This window comes from Nonomuraea glycinis, assembly GCF_014646515.1.
Classification (GTDB): domain Bacteria; phylum Actinomycetota; class Actinomycetes; order Streptosporangiales; family Streptosporangiaceae; genus Nonomuraea; species Nonomuraea glycinis.
Genome location: NZ_BMNK01000001.1, coordinates 880,340 through 896,830 on the forward strand (window position 1 = coordinate 880,340; position 16,491 = coordinate 896,830).

Annotated in this window: 15 protein-coding genes and 2 pseudogenes; 7 read left to right on the plus strand and 10 right to left on the minus strand. The window is 66.1% G+C overall.

From position 1 onward, the window contains the following. Positions 1-26: 26 nt before the first annotated feature. Positions 27-608 carry an integrase core domain-containing protein gene (locus IEY87_RS45445; RefSeq protein WP_225278052.1) on the plus strand — a complete coding sequence of 194 codons (582 nt, stop codon included), beginning with the start codon at positions 27-29 and terminating at the stop codon, positions 606-608. On the opposite strand, the gene IEY87_RS47435 is transcribed toward IEY87_RS45445, so the two are convergent. Further along, the gene (locus IEY87_RS47435) at positions 520-843 is read right to left on the minus strand and encodes a hypothetical protein (RefSeq protein ID WP_504822949.1); all 324 of its coding nucleotides are present in this window, start codon (positions 841-843) and stop codon (positions 520-522) included. The genes IEY87_RS45445 and IEY87_RS47435 overlap by 89 nt on opposite strands. A 161-nt stretch (positions 844-1,004) precedes the next feature. Between IEY87_RS47435 and IEY87_RS04065 the strand changes: the two genes are divergently transcribed. The 4 genes from IEY87_RS04065 to IEY87_RS04080 all read left to right on the plus strand — a co-directional run bounded on the left by IEY87_RS04065 (position 1,005) and on the right by IEY87_RS04080 (position 3,855). Continuing rightward, complete coding sequence (locus IEY87_RS04065; RefSeq protein ID WP_189137075.1) at positions 1,005-1,214, plus strand: hypothetical protein; 210 nt, start codon at positions 1,005-1,007, stop codon at positions 1,212-1,214. A 122-nt stretch (positions 1,215-1,336) separates the two neighbouring features. Further along, entirely contained in the window at positions 1,337-2,281 is a 945-nt protein-coding gene (locus IEY87_RS04070; protein WP_189137076.1) for a DUF3825 domain-containing protein, read from the plus strand. A gap of 7 nt (positions 2,282-2,288) precedes the next feature. Next, a complete protein-coding gene (locus IEY87_RS04075; RefSeq protein ID WP_225278051.1) occupies positions 2,289-3,179 on the plus strand; it encodes a PIN domain-containing protein in 891 nt (296 codons plus the stop codon). A gap of 313 nt (positions 3,180-3,492) precedes the next feature. Then, positions 3,493-3,855: a hypothetical protein gene (locus tag IEY87_RS04080; RefSeq protein ID WP_189137078.1), complete on the plus strand. Its 363-nt coding sequence runs from the start codon at positions 3,493-3,495 to the stop codon at positions 3,853-3,855. Positions 3,856-4,253: 398 nt separating this feature from the next. On the opposite strand, the gene IEY87_RS04085 is transcribed toward IEY87_RS04080, so the two are convergent. The 7 genes and pseudogenes from IEY87_RS04085 to IEY87_RS04115 all read right to left on the minus strand — a co-directional run bounded on the left by IEY87_RS04085 (position 4,254) and on the right by IEY87_RS04115 (position 10,193). Continuing rightward, complete coding sequence (locus tag IEY87_RS04085) at positions 4,254-5,408, minus strand: McrC family protein (RefSeq protein WP_189137079.1); 1,155 nt, start codon at positions 5,406-5,408, stop codon at positions 4,254-4,256. 1,006 nt (positions 5,409-6,414) lie between these two features. After that, a complete protein-coding gene (locus IEY87_RS04090; protein WP_189137080.1) occupies positions 6,415-6,714 on the minus strand; it encodes a hypothetical protein in 300 nt (99 codons plus the stop codon). Positions 6,715-6,869: 155 nt separating this feature from the next. Continuing rightward, entirely contained in the window at positions 6,870-7,454 is a 585-nt protein-coding gene (locus tag IEY87_RS04095; RefSeq protein ID WP_225278050.1) for an SRPBCC domain-containing protein, read from the minus strand. Further along, positions 7,426-8,153, minus strand: a pseudogene (locus IEY87_RS04100) (SDR family oxidoreductase). Before IEY87_RS04100 ends, IEY87_RS04095 begins: the two are co-directional and overlap by 29 nt. After that, positions 8,150-8,683 carry an SRPBCC domain-containing protein gene (locus IEY87_RS04105; RefSeq protein ID WP_225278049.1) on the minus strand — a complete coding sequence of 178 codons (534 nt, stop codon included), beginning with the start codon at positions 8,681-8,683 and terminating at the stop codon, positions 8,150-8,152. Before IEY87_RS04105 ends, IEY87_RS04100 begins: the two are co-directional and overlap by 4 nt. Beyond that, positions 8,683-9,225, minus strand: a complete 543-nt coding sequence (locus IEY87_RS04110; RefSeq protein ID WP_189137081.1) for an NAD(P)-binding domain-containing protein — start codon at positions 9,223-9,225, stop codon at positions 8,683-8,685. Before IEY87_RS04110 ends, IEY87_RS04105 begins: the two co-directional genes overlap by 1 nt. 35 nt (positions 9,226-9,260) lie before the next feature. Then, positions 9,261-10,193: an NAD-dependent epimerase/dehydratase family protein gene (locus IEY87_RS04115; RefSeq protein ID WP_189137082.1), complete on the minus strand. Its 933-nt coding sequence runs from the start codon at positions 10,191-10,193 to the stop codon at positions 9,261-9,263. A gap of 132 nt (positions 10,194-10,325) precedes the next feature. Between IEY87_RS04115 and IEY87_RS04120 the strand changes: the two genes are divergently transcribed. Together IEY87_RS04120 and fxsT are read left to right on the plus strand one after the other, a co-directional pair. Next, on the plus strand, positions 10,326-11,255 hold the full coding sequence (locus IEY87_RS04120; protein ID WP_189137083.1) for a LysR family transcriptional regulator: 930 nt from the start codon (positions 10,326-10,328) through the stop codon (positions 11,253-11,255). An 821-nt stretch (positions 11,256-12,076) separates the two neighbouring features. After that, positions 12,077-14,434: pseudogene (gene fxsT, locus IEY87_RS04125) on the plus strand (FxSxx-COOH system tetratricopeptide repeat protein); the annotation flags it as partial. A gap of 329 nt (positions 14,435-14,763) precedes the next feature. Here the strand turns inward: fxsT and IEY87_RS47095 are convergent. Both IEY87_RS47095 and IEY87_RS04130 read right to left on the minus strand, forming a co-directional pair. After that, the gene (locus IEY87_RS47095) at positions 14,764-15,198 is read right to left on the minus strand and encodes an NUDIX hydrolase (protein ID WP_373294322.1); all 435 of its coding nucleotides are present in this window, start codon (positions 15,196-15,198) and stop codon (positions 14,764-14,766) included. A 91-nt stretch (positions 15,199-15,289) separates the two neighbouring features. Then, positions 15,290-16,297 carry a DUF4236 domain-containing protein gene (locus tag IEY87_RS04130; protein WP_189137085.1) on the minus strand — a complete coding sequence of 336 codons (1,008 nt, stop codon included), beginning with the start codon at positions 16,295-16,297 and terminating at the stop codon, positions 15,290-15,292. Positions 16,298-16,491 lie beyond the last annotated feature (194 nt).

A 16,491-nucleotide genomic window follows, 5' to 3' on the forward strand; every position in this document is an offset into this window, starting at 1 on the left:
GAGCGTCGGTCACGTGGACGGACTTCTTGCGATCCCAAGCCGACGCGCTGCTGGCCTGCGACTTCATCGAGACCGCCACCCTCACGGGGCAACGCCAGTACATCCTGGCCATCATCGAGCACGCCACCCGGCGCATCCATGTGCTGGGCACCACCGCCCACCCGACCGCCGCTTGGGTCGACCAGGCATTCAGGAATCTCGTCATGGACCTACAGGACATGGGCTGCCGGGCACGTTTCCTAGTCCGCGACCGGGACGGGAAGTTCCCCGCTCTCATGGACGAGATCTTGGCCAACGCCGGTATCCGGACCGTGATCACCGGGATCCGGATACCGCGGATGAACGCGGCTATGGAGCGGTGGGTGCAGTCGTGTCGCCGCGAGCTGCTCGACCGCTGCCTGGTATGGAATGAGCGCCACCTGCGTCACGCCCTGCTTGAGTATGAGCGGTTCTACAACCGGCACCGCGCCCATCAAGCCCTGGATCAAGCGGCCCCGCTACGCACCGTCCCGGAGCCGATCACGGATCCGACGCGAATCGCCGAGCTGAGTGTACGCAGGCGGGACCGGCTCGGCGGGGTCCTCCATGAGTACTCACATGCAGCTTGACCTGCATGGATGTAGTTTTCGGCAGGCGCAGACCGGCCCGCGCGATCGACACCCGACAGGTTCGGGCGCCGAAACCGTGGGCGAGGTGGTCGGCCCGGTCGGTCCAGTCCTTGACCGCCTGCCCGTTCAGCATTTTCACCGTGACCACGTCAGCCCACGAAGTGCACGAGACCTTGACCAGGCGTGGCAGGTAGTCACGGGCCCGGCTTTGCCGTCCGAGACCGGAGACGATCATCACCGGCTGCCAGTGACGGCGGTAGACCCAGATGAGCCGCCACCAGGCGAGCAGCTTCCAGCCGATCAAGCGCAGGAACGAGGCCCGGTCCAGCAGCGCCCAGGCCAGCCCGGCCGCGACGACGCCGGCACGGCGCCCACCTGGGAGAGCAGCAAGACGAGTTGGTCGACCGCCTCCAGACCCCCTACAGCCCACGCATCCTGCGTGCCGTACGGGAAGGCCTGGCCCGGCCGGGCACGCCTAGGGAACGGGTTGACCACCTGATAGATCTCGCCGACTGGCGGACCAGGCCGAGCGGGTCGGCCCCCGAACCACTCCCGCCCGTCACCGAAGACGACGTGCGGCTGGTCTGCTGGATCGCCATCGCCTAAACGCCTTCGCCCACTAGCCTAATCACGAACAGTCACCATGATCCCGATCAGTCCGTGGCCTGGTCCAGATGCGGAAATTACCAGCCATCCTGGTCTAGGCGCACGTCTTTGAGAGGGTGCCCATGATGAGCAGCGAGGATCAAGTTAACGCGTCACCGGCCGACATCGCACGTCTGAAGCAGCACTTTGACGGCGCGGACCCGTCAGGGACGCGAGCGCCTCGCACGTTGGGTTCGCCCGGGAACGCCCTCTACGACTACGCGCACTTGGGCTATGTGCGGTCGGGCGCGAACCTGAGCCACGGTACCGGCGATCCTGATCTCTTCGACCGCCTGGCTGACCTGGCAGAGCACGAGAGGTGGGACGGACTGGAGGCCGAAGCGCAAGGCGGCAATCGCATTCTGCGCAACTACATCCGATGGACGTTCGAACGCGCGCACCAACAGGACAAGATCTCGACGACTGCCGACCGCAACTACTCTGCCTTCAACACGGGGCTGGCAACTGACCGTCAGGCGACGATATACGGGCTGTTCCGCCGGAACAATCGGCCGGACAAGCCCTGGGCCTTCGTGGATTGGCGGGTGGAGAGCGGACGTGACTTCATGGATCACTTCCCGCCCTCGATGCGTCCCGACGTGGTGACCTACGCCGACAACCCGGCGGACTACATCTACGACTGGCGTCAAGAACTCGTGGTCAACGTGGACCACATCCTAGACGACCAGGGCAACCTGGAACGCTTCCCGGCAGCCCTCCGGGAGAATCCCCACCTTGCTCGCATGGCACTGAAGGGCGCCGTCGACGGCGCGGAGGACCGGGTACGGCGCAACTACAAGGCGGCGGTGCCCACTTGGTACCCGGCCCAGGACAGGGTCCAACTTCTCCTGCCGCTGTCTCTCCTCGACGCGATCGTGGTCGACCTCGCGCTAGTGGTCTCCCGGCAGGGGGAGTACTACCGAGGCCACACGGTGCTCACCACTGCGATGGCTTACAACAATGCTCGGCTACTCGCGCGCCCCGACAGCGACTGGCTGCAACCAGCCGTCGCGGAAGACGAAGTGTGAAGATACCGTGAGCAGCCGCAAGACTAACCCGCCGACCTACCTCGACCGGCTCCTGACCGAACTCGAGGAGATCCACACTGGCTACCGAGAGATACTCTCCGCATCCGCCATCGTCAACATCGACCCCAACCTGGGCAGCAGATACGGGACCTTCATCGGCTTCGCCGAATGGGGCTGGGCGAAGAGCGATGCGACGCTCGAGGCCTCGCGGATGACGCTGTTGCAGCAGGTCCGTGAGTGGGAACCGCGTTTCAGACTCCTGTTCCCGCACCCCACACCCACCGTCAGCAAACGGCTGGACGAGCACATCGGCCGGTTGGAGCAGTGGCTCGTCCGTGAGGACGGCGAGCACGGGATTCCACCGACTCTGCAAGGTGCCGCAGCGATGATCGGCGCCGATGTGGCGGATCTTCGAGCGCTCGCTGGGCTGCTTCCCCTTGACGAGTACGTTGTGCGGCTCACCGTCGACACCAACACTTTGATTGACAACCCCGACCTGGCAGCGCACGTCACCACGCTGGGCCGCAGGTACATGGCACATCTGCTACCAGTCGTGCTGCGCGAGATCGACGACCTCAAGCGCGGAGGCCGGAACGAACAGCTTCGCGACGCGGCCAAACGCGCGGAACGACGACTCAAAGCGCTGCGCACCAACGGTGACGTACGATCCGGCGCCCGCGTCGCCGGCGACGTGTACGCCGTCTTCGAGCACATCGAACCGAGGAACGACAAGCTCCCCTCCTGGCTCGACCTGACTGTGCCGGATGACCGGTTCGTCGCATCCAGCCTGCTTCTGCAGTCAGCCCACCCTGGATCAGCTCTCTACGTCGCCACCAGCGACATCAACCTCCAGACCAAGCTCTCCGCAGTCGGACTGCCGTTCATCGAGCTCCCATAGCCTCACACCGGATCTAAGGGGTCGGCCTGGCCCACCAAGTCGGCTGCTACCCAGTTGATGTGAGTCGACGAATCCGCTGGACCATTCGTAATTACCCTGCTACCTCTTGGCTTCGCCAAGCGCATGTCGGACGTGGCCAGTCCACTACACCGAGGCCGGGCCTACCTGGTGGTGGGCGTCTCGGCGGGAGCACTGCAGAGCCCGAACACGGCACCGGTGTCAAGTGACCTGGGGACTGCACTGTCAAGTACGTCGCGGGTGAGGACACTTGGTCTGCCGAATTACGCTCATAGGAATTGACCTGACCGGAACAGTGCTGACCGCCGACGCGCTGCACACCGTCAGAGCCACCGCGAACCTGATTCGCGAGCACGGCGGTCACTTAGTGCTCCCGGTCAAGGAAAACCGCGGCGCGCTGTTCGACGAGCTCAACACGCTGCCCTGGCACGAGGTCCCGATCACCCACGCCAGCACCGAGACCGGCCACGGCCGCCTCACTACCCGCACCATCCAAGTCCTGCCCGCCCCCGATGACCTACCGTTCCCGCACGTCAGCCAGGTCTGGCTGATCGAACGCCACGTGCGAGCCAAGGACGGAACCCTGCTGTCGGCCATCGCCCAACTCGGCATCGCCAGCCCCGACGAGCACCTGGCCAGCTCCACCGACCTGGCCTGATTCAATCGTGATCACTGGGGCGTAGAGGTACTGCATTGGATCAGAGACACCCTCTATCGCGAAGACCACTCCCGCGTCCGCACCCGCTCCGGCCCCCGCGTCATGGCCTCCCTGAGGAACCTCACCATCAGCGCGTTACGCCTGGCCGGACGACCCGACATCACCGCCGCCACCCGCTGGGCCTGCCGATACGGGAACAGGCCCTTTGCCGTTCTCGGACTCGCCTAACGATCTTAGAACGGCCGTGACGAGCTCCGGGTGAGCTGGAACAACTGAGCAAGCGTGGATGTTGGCGTGAACTTGCCGAAAACCTCGCGGGCCTTGTCCTGGACGGGCTCTCCAGCTTGCCGAACTTGAAGAAGAGATCCTTTCGACGAACAGCTGGGCCATGCCGCTCCTCACGTCGCCAGTTCGGTCACGATGCCGTCTACCTGCGCCAGCAGTTCCTGCGGTGGCAGCGTCAGGTCCAGGGCGTGGCAGATGATCTCCGTTCCGGCGTGCCGCACGACGTGTCGGGCGGCGATCGCGTTGCCCTTCGCATAGATCAGGTGGCCGCGAGGCAGTCGCAGCGCCGTGCAGTAAGCGAGCATCTGGTAAAGATCAGCGTCGGGGTATGCGGCCGGTTTCTCCTGCTTATATTTGGCGTCGGCCACCGCAGCCGGCCGCCCGCGCAGCTCCCACACCAGGTCAGGCCGCATCCGTATGGCTGATGCGTCGTCCAAGTGGCACGGATATTGTGGGCGGGCGGCTCCGCCGTAGGTCTCGTGCAGCCGTTCCGAGACGGACACGGTGACGAAGTCCTCGAAGACTCTCGCCAGGTCGAACAGGAACCCGTTGGCGGCGATGTGCCGTGTGGCGCGCCAGACGATCTTGGCCAGCCGGAGTGCCGTGTGATAGCGGGCGTTGAGCCGGGTCGGCCGCCAGCGCGGAAGGGAACTGCCCTGGATCAGGCTCGTGACGCCGGACAGTCGCGCTCGCAGCGCGGCCAGGTGGCGGCGGGATTCGGCGTCGAAGCGGGGGACGGTGAGCAGCCGCGTGGCCGCGGCGAGGAGGATCTGGTTCTCCGGGATATCGAGGGTGAAGTCGTCATGGCGGATCTCCATGGGGATCACCTGGCCGTGGTGGCGCCGGAGTTGGTCTCCTTCACGCAGCCGTCCGCGAAGCACGTACGAGGATTCCTCGACCGTTCGGTACCCCTGCAGCAGCCCCTGACGTAGCGCCCGCTCGGCCTGCCGCCACAGCGCCTGAGCAACAGCGGGCAGCAATCCCTCGCGAGGGTTCAGGTGAACGCTCTCCTCCTGCCATCCCTTCGGATCGGCCGCGTAGCCGATCAGGAACAGCAGCCGGTCGATGGAGGGCTTCGGTGTCACCCACACCTCGACGTCGCCGATCAGTGCCACGCCCACTCTCTGACGCGAGGAGATCTCCCATACGTCCGCCTCAAACGGCGAGGGACGCGCGTCGACCATGCCAGAGCAGGCCAGCCGCCTACCCTGCTCAGCGGTGAGCCGGACGAGCACCCGCCCGGTCTCCGGGATCTGGATCCGCATCATCCGGATACGGTCTTCGCCTGCCGGAGCGCAGCTAGCCGGTAGCGGTCCAGGATGCTCGGCGGGCGGCGGGTCGATCCGATCGATGCCTACGTCCGGGTTCCGCGTCCGTCGGCGGTGATGCTGTGGACGCCGGAGCAGACCCGGCTGTTTTTAGAGGAGGCGAGCCGGCATCGGTTGTTCGCCCTGTATCGGCTGATCACGCTGCGAGGGCTGCGTATACTTCGGTCTTTCCGCAGGTGTCGATGGCGGCGGCGGAGAAGACCGCGGCGCTGTTGCTGGGAGACGACGATCAGGAAGGGCGGAGCGCGCTGAGGCATCTGCGCGCCTGACTGGGATGGGAGAGCGGCCTCGTCTCGCCGGACTCGCGGCGGAACGGGGACGCTCTGACTCGGTGAGCAACGCACCGAGCGGCGTAACGATCATGGTGTGTACGCGATTGGTACGGGCGAGCACCGCGCGAGCACCGATGGCCTAGAACTATGTTCCGTGCGCCCGCGATGGCACGCGTTTCCACAGGGCAACGCCATGATCAAAGCGCGCCCTGCAGGATTCGAACCTGCGACCGTCGGATTAGAAGCAAGATCTTTTAGAGTCGCACTATGTCGGTGGGTGATGGTTCGTGCTACCTCAGCGTGTTTTGTGTGTCCAGTAGTGCCGGGTCCTGACGGCGTGTGACGGGGCGTACGAGCACGCACCGAGCACCGCGGGCGCCCCAATGTGATCATTGCCGGTGGTGTCACACACGGAAACCTGTGCCCCACAACACGCTGGCATACGTGTAGATGACGGTCGCCGTGCTCGGACCGTGCTCCACCACCCGAACACTCCGTCGTGCCCCTGTAGGCAGGTCATCTTCCGACCAGTCTGGGAGGAGCCCGCGGTTTCATCACCCACCGGTTCGCGTGCACGATCGCCTCGAGACGTTCAGCCATGGCAGACCACGGGGCGCTCACTGGTTCCTGCGAGTCGAATCAATGGGCGGTCAGCTCTGTGATGTCGACCGCGTTCACCAGCGCCTGCAGCTCCGGCTCGGAGCGGAGATCGAGGGGTACGGTTCCTTGGCGGCGCCTTTCTGATTGATCATCAGGTTGTCGCTGGTGTCGTTGACCACCGTGGCCGCGTTGACGGCGTCCCATCGCACGCCGTCGAAGGAGCGCCGCTCGAAGCGTCCGGCGAGCATGCAGCTGACCTGGGCCCGGCCGTACGTGTCGATGCGGTCGGTACGCAGCACGACCGCCCGCGCGGCGCTGAGGTCAGGGGCCACGGCGAACGCCTCGCGCAGCGTAAGCAGCAGGTACCCGCACAACGTCAGGGTGTAGTAGCTCGCGCGCTCGGTCTTCGTGAGCTTCTTCCCGGATCCGGCTGCACCACGCCTGGTTCGACTGGAAGGGGAACGAGAAGGCGGGGCAGCGGCTGCTGATCATCGCATACCCGGGCACCCGTGGGGAACAAGGAGATCGTCTACCGGAAGGAGCTGCGGTAGAACCCGGGATTCGCCACCTCCGCCTCTGCGGCGCGGGCGAGTCGTTCGACCCAGTCCTGGTGATAGCGGTAGAGCGCACCGGGCTGCTTGCGCCCGAGCTCCTCAAGGAAGAAGGGGCCCTGCTGCGTTTCCTCGGTCAGCACGTGACAGCCATCATGCGTGGGCGTGATCACCCAGCCGTGGTACGCGCTCGAACCGGTGTCGTCGCCGTCGACCACCGTCTTCCACGCGAGCCTGCTGAAGGGCTCGCACTCCGTCACGTTAAGACTCATCGAGAATCCAACCGTCACCCGGCTGTACCTGGTTCCGGGCGCCAATTCAGGCTCACCGCTCAGGATCTTGACCTGGTCTTCGGGGGGAAAGTAGCTCGACCAGTTCTCGGCGTCGACGAGCAGCTTCCACACCACTTCAGGGGGCGCCTTCACGTCGATGTCGTTGAGCGCGTAGATAGCCGACGTTTTCGGGTCGTACTGCTTGGGCCACTTCACTTTGTCGTACATAAGCCACTTCTCCTTGTCTATGTGTGTGCCGGGGTCAGGCCCAGCGCCCGCCGCCGTCGACATGGAGGGTTTCGCCGGTGATGAAGGGGTTGGTCAGCAGCGCGCGGGCGGCGCTTGAGACGTCGGAGGGCTGTCCGACGCGGCGGGCCGGTGTCGTGGCCGCGACGTGCTGGAACAGTCGTTGTTTGTCGGGTACCGCGGTGTCCCGAGCGCCGGTGGTAATCACCCGGGGGAGATGGCGTTGACGCGGGTGGGCGCCAGCTCGACGGCGAGGGCGGAGACGAGCGTGGTGACGCTGCCGTTGGTGGCCGCCGTCGCGACGCCTCCCGGTGCCGGTCGCCAGGCCCCCAGACCGGAAAAGAACAGCAGCGAACCTCCCTTGGCGATCAGCGGGGCGAAGTGTTTGGCCAGCATGATCGGACCGACGGCCTTGGCGTCGAAGGCAGCGAGCAAGGCGCGGCGATCAAGGGAGGAGACCGGTCCGGAGGCCCTCTCCGTAGCGACGCTGACGAGATGGTCGAGCCCGTCGGCGGTCCCGGCCTGATCCGCGGCCGCCCGGATCGACTCCTTGTCCGAGAGGTCGAGGGCGATGGCCCGGACGGTGTCACCCACGGCCTTCGCCGCGGCGGCCGTTCTCCCGGCGTCCCGGCCCGCGAGCGTGACTCGCGCACCCTCCTGGAGGAGATCGGCGGCCAGCGCGGCCGCGATGTCCGAGCCGCCTCCCACGATCAGAACGTCCTTGTCCTTCAGCGAATATGTCATGTGGGAGAGCCGCTGCGCTCGGTCGCGACCTTGGCGAGCGCTGCGAGAAGTTCCTCGTGCGTGCGCCAGAAAACGTCGGGAGCCTTCTTCGCCAATTCGATCCAGAACGGCCCCTGCATCGTCTCTTCGGTCCAGAGATGACACCCCTTCGGCGTGGGTGTGATGATCCAAGCGTGATAAGCCTTGGATGCTTCCGCGGCCTTGGGATGGCCGCCCCAGGCAATGCGCGTCACAGGCGCGAACTCCTGCACGGACGCGAAGACGTCCTGGCCGGCCAGATTGGTCTCGAACCGCGTGCCGAGGTGCAGCGTGTCGTGGCCATCGAGCAGCCGTACATGCTCGACGCCAGGATAGAAGCTGGGCCAGGCCTGGGGGTCCACCAGCAGGGACCAGACCGTTTCAGGAGAGGCCGCGACCTCAAGCTCGTTGGTGAAGTGGATCGGGGAGCGGCTGGGGACCATGGCCTCCGGCCAATTTACTGCTTCGAACACATCAACCTCCAGATGGGAATGGAACGCGAGAGCGCTCATCAGAGCTCGCCGGGCACCGCGAATCGATAGAACACGCCTCCTATCGGGGCCACACCCATGAGGAGCCAGACCGCGTTCTCGAAGTCACGGGCGCGGGAGAGGTCTCCGACGCGTACCGGGTCGTAGCCGGCGTCGCGGATGAGGCGCTCGGTGATCTCGCGGGCGGCCTCGTCCGCGACGTACCAATTACTCGGCCGTACTCGCTGCTCGCGCACCGCCCCGAACAAAGCTCCGAAGTTCATGTTGAAACTCTTGGCCACCGGGCCGCGGGTGAAGGACTTCACCTCCTCGGCGTACGACGGAAAGTCTCCGTGGCGCGCGGGCAGGATGTTCGTCGCGTCGATCGCGATCTTCCCCTCAAGCCCCGTGACCTTGCTCAAGGCGGGCGAGATCTGGTCGCCGGGTACTGCTACCAGGACGACGTCCGCGTCCGACACATCCCCGCCATCACGGCCGAGCTCTTCGACGTCGTGTCCTGCGGCCCGCCACAGGCCGGCCAGTCCGCCGCCGATCGTTCCTCTTCCGATCGTGGCAATCCTCATTTCAGCCTCCTTCTGATTGAACGGATGTGAAGCCTTCACACACCGCTGAGTGCCACCGAATCCCTGACAGCGTGGAGACCGGCGGCATGCGAAACAATGGGGTTGTATCCGAGCTCGCCTGCGGCCTTGTCCGTCCGCAGGATGCACGGCTGCCCGAGGAACCATCGAACGGGAACCGGGACCTCGCGCTCCGCTGTCTCCGCGTCGAGGTCGGGGATCGGCGTATCGACGCCATAGATCGCGAACAAGGTCTCCATGAACTCGCGCAGGGGGACGCGGCGCCGGTCGGTGATGAAGTAGGCCTGACCTGGCCGGCCGCGCTGCCATCCGAGCATGAGGCCCTCGACGGCGTTGTCGACGAACGTGACGTCGGTCGTGTGCCGGCCTCCGTCGATCCAGGCGAACTGTCCCGCCTTCGCCGCCGCGACCAGGCCTTCGATGAGGATGCTGCCGGGACCCCAGACGAACCTCGGACGGATCGACACCGTGGTGAAGTCCGGGGCGTTCGCATCGAGCACGATCTTCTCGGCAACGGCCTTCACCGCACAGTAGGCGGCTTCCGAGTCCGGCCGCAGGGGCGCGGTCTCGTCGATGTCCATCAGCGGGTCGCCGGCGAGGAGCGCAGCTTCGCTCCCGCAGTGGACGAACCGAGGAACTCGCGCGTAGCCGGCCGCATCGACGGCTGCCCGAGTGCCGCGAACCGTCACAAGCTCATGACGCTGACGGTCTGCGGTGATGTCCGTCTCGGCAGCGAGGTGAAACACCACGTCACTCCCCGTTACCTTGTCGCGCCACGTGGCCGGGTCGGTCAACTCGCCCCGGACGGGCACCGCGCCCAGCGCCGCCACCTTTGCGGCCGACGCTTCGCTTCTGACCAGAACACGGACCGAATGCCCCTCGTCGAGGAGTCGCTGTAGCAGCACCTGGCCGATGAACCCCGAACCGCCCGTGACGAACGCCTGCGCCATGAAACTCTCCTTCGCCGAGTATGGGCCCCCTCTGTTTGGGTGAGAAGGCGTCGTGGGGTAGAGCAATCGATGGCCTTGAAGGCATTCCCTCAGAAATATTCATGTTTCGAGGCTCTGTAATAGAATTCTTGGATGGCTTCTCTTCGAGCGTTGGAGTGTCTCGTGGCGGTCGCGGATTCCGGGTCGATCACCCAGGCCGCGCGGCTGCTTCATTCGTCGCAGCCTGCTGTCTCTCATCAGCTTGCTTCGCTGGAGCGCGAGACAGGGACGGTCCTGCTTCGCCGCGAGCCCCGGGGGGTCAGGCTCACTCCCGCTGGGCGAGCCGCCGTGGCGGATGCCAGACGGGCGATCGAAGCGGCTACCTCTGCGGTGAGGTCGGCTCGTGCCGCCGGCGAAGCGACCGGAGGGTCACTTCGGTTGGGTTGTGCGCAGAGCCTGGTGTCCGTGCTCGCTCCGGTCATTCGCGAGTGGCACCGTCGCCACCCGGAGGTGGCGATCACCCTGCGTGAATCCACGGCGGCGGACGAGCTCCACGGCTTCGTCGACTCCGACGAGGTCGACCTGGCCTTGATGCCCGCTCCCGTGCCTGGCCGCTTCACGATCACCACCGTCGCTGAGGAAGAGATCGTGCTGACGGCACCCACCGGCCACCCACTGGCCGAGCAGCCGACTGTGCGCCTCGAGGATCTTGGAGGTGTGCCGTTCGTTCACTACGCGGCGGAGAACGGCCTCAGCGCCTGGCTCGATCGCTCGTTCGCCCGCGCCGGGGTCCGCCCGGAGCCCGTCATGAGGACAGCGGTGACGACCGCGGCACCGCAGCTCGCTGCCGCCGGCCTGGGAATCGCCGTGTGCCCCGTAAGCGCCCTCAGCGATGGTTTTCCTGGCGCAGTGCGATCGTTCTCGCCACGATGGGTCAGACAGCTGGTGGCGGTGACGTCCGCAGAACCGGATCCGCTCGCCGCCCGCTTCATCCGCAACCTGAGCAATCACGGCGTACATGTGCCTCACGGCGTACGAACCCAACTCGCAGCGGACAGCCCGACGTCCACGAAGACGCGATAGGTCATGGGGTCGCGGGCGGCGGCGTCATGAGGCTCGGCCCCGCCGGCAAGCGGGGCCGAAGCGCATATAGTCCGGATTCTCAACTCGCGTCCCTCTGCACGGCCCTCCGCTCGCCGGGTAGCCCCGGTGCATTGCTGCACCGTGTGAGGCTCAAGAACTCAGGTTTGCACCTCGGCCGATCGGCACCAATGTCAGCGGGGTGCGGCACACTGTCGGTGATTTCTGTGAGAGCCGAGGTGAGGAGCTGACTGGTGAACACTCCCAGGCAGTCCAGTCTGTTGATCCGGTTCGCCCTGGACAATCTTGGGGAGCGCAATGCGCACCACGAATTCGAACAGCTCTGTCTGGACGTGGCCCGTCTGGTGCTCGTGAGCAATTTGGTGCCGGCGACCGGCCCCGTAAGCAGCGGGGGCGATCAGGGTCGGGACGCCGAGAGTTTCTGGACGAGTCTTGCCGCGGCTCCGTCGCCGGTCTCGGCTTTCGCGCGCCTGGCTTCGACGGAGAAGGTCGTCTTGGCCTGCACGATCCAGAAGGACCGCGTCCCCGCCAAGATCAGAAGAGATTTGGCCTCGATCTGCGGCCAAGGCAGTCCCGTACAACACGTGCTGTACTTCACAGTGGCCCCGGTGCCGGTAAGCACACGACACACGCTGGAGGATGAGGCGCGGGATGTCCACCAGGTCAAGCTGGACATCTTCGATGCGGTTGCTCTGACAGATCTCCTGATCAGGCCCGAACTCTACTTCCTGGCCGAGCGATATCTGAGTCTTCCGCCGCTGCCGGGTATCAGCGGCGCGTCCATCGGCGACCTGTCGGTGGCGGTGCCCGAGGACTTGGTCGAGCACCGGATCCGCGGGCGCGAGGCGCTGCTGACCGCGTTGGAGGAGCGGGTGGCGAACGTCGGCGGGCGGTTGGTCCTGTGCGGGATGGGCGGCACCGGCAAAAGCACGGTCGCGCTGGCGCTCGCCCGACGAGTCGCCGTACGGCGGACAGTGTGGTGGGTCGATGCCGCGACCCCGGCCGCCTTCGTGGCGGCGTTGCGTGAGGTCGCCGTACAAGCAGGGGTGGAGCGTGCCGAGGCGCGTGAGGTGTGGCGCAACCACGAGGCAGCCCGAGATGTGCTGTGGGACGCTCTAAACAGGTCGACCACTGCGCCATGGCTGCTGGTCGTCGACAACGCCAACGACCCGGCGGTGGTGCGGGACTGGATCAGGCAGCCGGTCACGGGGAACACGGTGGTAGTGACGAGCCGCGACCAGCGCTCCGACTCTTGGTGGACGTCGGCGGCAATCCATGCCGTTGCCCCGATCTCCGAGGCCGAAGGCGCCGAGATGCTCCGTGAACTGGCGCCCGACGCTGGCTCCGAGGGCGATGCAGTACACCTGGCGCGGCGATTGGGCGGCCTTCCTCTCGCTCTGCTGCTCGTGGGCAAGTATCTGGCGATGACGAGCGGTGACCTGGTGCTCCCCGAGTCGGAGGCGCCTCGGACATTCGCTGCGTATCGGGAGGCGCTGGACGCGGAGTTCGCCGAGGCGGTCACAGCGCTGCCGCACGATCCACACGGCCCGCTGGCCCGTACATGGGAGATGTCGCTGGATCTGCTGGAGATGCGGGGTACGGTGGCCGCGCGGCCGCTGTTCCGGCTGATCTCGTTCTTCGCACCTGAGCCACTGCCGGTCGCCCTGCTTCGTAGGAGTGTGCTCGCTGCCGCAAACGACTTCAAAAATCTGTCCTCGTCTGGGCTCGAAGCTGCGGTACGCGGTCTGCTTGGGTGCGGACTGCTGCACCGTCGGCGCTTCGAGGGGCTCGGTTCGACGGCCGAGACACTGATCGTCCACCCACTTGTCAGGGAGATCACCCGTACCCAGCCAGCCGCCGTCGAGGCAGCACCGGTGTACGCGGCTCTGTCGACCGCCCTGCTTGCCATGGTGACGAAAGGGCTTGACCCGGCCGTCCCGGCGAACTGGCCTCTGTGGCGGCTACTGCTGCCGCACTGTGTCCACGTCGCGGCAGACACGACGCACGCTGTCGCGCTGGAGCACCGGATGCGAGGCGACCTAGCAGATCGGGCGGCGGTGTACGCGCAGCAGTCAGGCCAGTGGTCAGTGGCGGAGGAGCAGTTTGGCCATGCCCTGACCGCGTACGCCCACACCGCTCCCGACGATGGCCTCAGGACTGTGCTGACGACACGGCACAACTTCGCCCTGCTGAAACGCGATCAGGATCGTCTCGATGAAGCGGAGGCAGACTTCGGTGACATTCTGCGCACAGCGACGCGGGTACTCGGTCCTGATCACACGAATACGTTGACCGCTCGCCACGAATTGGCCCGGTTCCGCCTCGACCGGGGCGATGTCGAGGGCGCGCACACGGAGTTCTCGAGACTCGTACCGCATCTGATCGCCGTCCTAGGTCCCGAGCATTCGACCACCCTCGCGGCGCGCCACGAACTCGCCAGAGTGCTGCGTGGCCGAGGAAACCTCGCCCAGGCCCGCAACTCGTTCGAGCAACTGCTTCCCGACATGGTGAACGCGCTGGGCGACGCTTCTCCCAATACGCTAGCCTCCCGCCACGAACTGGCGGACCTACTGCTCGAACTCGGTGAAGTCGAGCAGGCCCTCGACGAGTTCGAGGCGACTCTCCGCCTGGAAAGACGGACGCTGGGCCGCGACCATCCGAGCACGCTGGTCACCCGACACAACGTCTGCAACGCGTTGCTACAGCTCGGTCGGTTCGACGAGGCTGAGACAGAGCTGCGCGCCATCCATGCGACGTGGGCCCGTATCGCTCCCCGAGGGCACACGTCCTCCCATCGAGCCCAGGGCACTCTCGCGGGGTTGCTCTCCGCGACGGGGAGGCCCGCCGAGGCCGAGGGACATTTCCGTGCTGCGGCCGAGGCATTGGTAGCGGCGCTTGGTCCCACTCACCCCGAGACAGTCGTCGCCCGCCTGGGCCACGCCGACACGCTTCGTCTGCTCGACAGACATGCTGAGGCGCAGGACGTGCTGCAGTCCCTGCTGACCTCTGTCCTCGCCTCTCACGGCACTAGTCATCCCAGTCTGCTCTCGGTGCGCCGGCACCTGGCGGACGTGTACTTCGAGCAAGAGCAAGACACCGCCGCCGAGCATCAGCTACGGCTTTTAGCTGAGGCGCAGAGCGACGTTCTGGGCACGGGGCACCCTGACACCTTGCGAACCCTCAGTCAGGCGGCGGCGGTCGCTCTCCGTCAGGGCGAGGTCAACCGCGCCATTCGCGAACTGGCTGCCCTGGTCGACCCACTGGCCTCGCACCTCGGCAGCGACAACGAGGACACCCTGAGCGCTCAGCTGAACTTGGCCTACGCGTGTCTGCTCCTCGGCGACTCTGCAGCGGCGAGTCGCCAACTGACCGATGTCTTGATGGCGTACGAGAACGGTTGTCGTGCTCCGGACGAGCTGCTGGCATCCGCACAGGATCTACAGCGTCAACTAGCGCCGATGAGCGCGCACCCCTGGCTTCCGGAGCGACGTCATGTGACGAGCACGGTGGTGAGCATCGAGAGATACGGCTCGTGGGCGAGATGCAGGCTGTCCAGGTCGGGCGTCTTGAACCACGCCACAGCGTCGTGCTCGTCCGGTGCGGCGTTGACGGGTGTTCCGGTCCATCTGTCGATCAACCAGATCTGCATGGCGAACGTCGCGGTCCGGATCTCCTGCATCGGCGGGCCGGACGGCTCCGGTGCCGTGATTCCCAGCTCCTCCCGAAGCTCGCGGACAAGGCTCTCTTTCGGATCCTCCCTCTCCTCGACATGACCGCCCGGCAGGTCCCACACGTCGGGATACCAACGGCGTCGGGCGCTTCGATGACACAGCAGCACCCGATCGCCGTCGCGAAGAACGGCCGTCACGATCCGGTCCGGACCGAAGGCGTCAGCGGAGATCGTCATCGGCACATTCTGACCCATGCGGATCTGCCGCAGACAAGGCGCGTCCCGCCTCCGACACCCGTCACGTGCGTGAGCGGCGCGCTGGCCGACAACAGACCCCGGGTCCTTCTCAGGGGTGGATCACGGTTGGGCGAGCGGCGATGGACTGGTGGAGGGTGTTCGCCACCGCGTGGACGAGCGGGGCCTGTGAGGCATCCCAGACGAGGTTGAGGCCGCTGTGGCTGCGGAGGATGAGCCTGCCGTACAGCAGGATGGGCAGGCGGGCGTTGTTCTTGAAACGGCGGTCGGGGCCGCCTTTGACGTTGACGTAGCGCCAGGTGGAGTCCACGACCGTGCCGTCGCGTGGCACCGGGCCTTCTTCGATGAAGCGGGCGTGTTCCATGCCGACGTGGAGGTGCTGATAGGCGAGGTCGGCGACGTGGCGGCCGTTCTGGAACAGGACCCGGTCGGGGAGGAAGTGCACCGACAGGTTGCCTGCGGTCAGGGTCGGGACGGCGACGTTGGTGACCAGGATCCGCGGTCCCGCCAGCAGGGCTGAGGCGTTCAGCCTGCGCAGCAGGTTGGAGGCGCCGGCGTTCACCTTGAACTGGTGGGTGCTGGTGATCGCGCCGGATGCGGTGATCAGCCAGAACCCGTGGGCTCGCTGGAGATCGGTGATCGAGGTGACGAGCTGATCGAAGCGCCAAGCGGCCTCGTCGGTCACGTCGTACATGACGACCACCGCGCGAGCCGCCCGATCGCGCAACGCCACCCAGAGCACGCAAGGCAGCCCGACGGCGACGATGACCAGGCCGAAGCGTCCCGTCACCAGTCCCGCGACGAGCAGGGCGGCCAGGGCGAACGGCCAGTACAGCCGGCGTTTGGCGGCCTTCTGCAACTGCTGGACGATGTCACTCGGCTGGGCCGGGACCAGGTTGACGACATCGTTCATGACCACATCATGGTCGGGTGCGGTGGTGCGGTAGGAGATCGCTCCGCGTCCCATGTGCACGACATTGCCGCGGGGGCCCATCCGCACCCGAAGGCCCGGGATTCCGGTTGAGACTCCCATTCCGGCCTGGCTGAGGGTGAAACGGAACGGTCCGGCCCTGAGGCTGGTGCGCACATAGAAACCCACGATGAGGAATCCTTCCGACCCGGGCGCCCGTTACTGCGGACGAAGTCCAACCCTGGGGGTGCCCGAGACACGGTCGGGCGAAGGCTGACGGGCGGTGAGTCGCAGCGCGCGCCGGACAGGGTGACCGCTGACTCCCCACGCGGGGTTCGCCTTCGCCCTGCGCTTCTTCGCCACGGCGCCGATCCTGGCGTCTC